Annotated in this window: 1 protein-coding gene; it reads left to right on the top strand. The window is 59.9% G+C overall.

Annotated elements, in window-relative coordinates; genetic code table 11:
* Nucleotides 1-553 (top strand): amidohydrolase (locus tag J5224_RS34570; protein WP_264629338.1); only part of this gene is annotated, 553 nt, incomplete at both ends.

Below are 553 nucleotides of genomic sequence, written 5' to 3'. Positions count from 1 at the left end.
CAACATCCTGGCGTGATGCATGCGTGCGGACACGATTTTCATACTGCGGTGATGCTGGGCGCAGCGGGGCTGCTGAAAGCCCGCGAAGCGCAGTTGCCTGGCCGTGTGCGCCTGCTGTTTCAACCCGCGGAAGAGGTTTCCGTCGGTGCGCGACAACTGATTCACGCCGGCGCGCTACAGCCGGTCTCCGCCGTGTTTGGCTTACACAACGCGCCGGAGTTGCCAAGCGGCACATTTGCCACGCGCTCGGGGGCTTTTTACGCCAACGTCGACCGATTTTCCATTCGCATTACCGGTAAAGGGGCACATGCCGCCAAGCCAGAAGAAGGGATCGACAGCATTATTGCCGCCAGCCATATTGTCATCGCCCTGCAAACCCTCCCCAGCCGCCGGGTGAGTTCACTGGAATCGCTGGTGGTCAGCGTGACCCGTATCGAAGGCGGCAATACCTGGAACGTATTACCGCAAACGGTCGAACTGGAAGGAACGGTACGTACTTACAGCACGCAGGTGCGGGAGCAGGTGCCAGATATGATGCGTCAGGTTATCCACG

The sequence above is a fragment of the Candidatus Symbiopectobacterium sp. NZEC135 genome, from assembly GCF_025962695.1.
The sequence above is the reverse complement of the archived record's forward strand: the minus strand, read 5'-3'. Positions and strand labels throughout refer to the sequence as shown.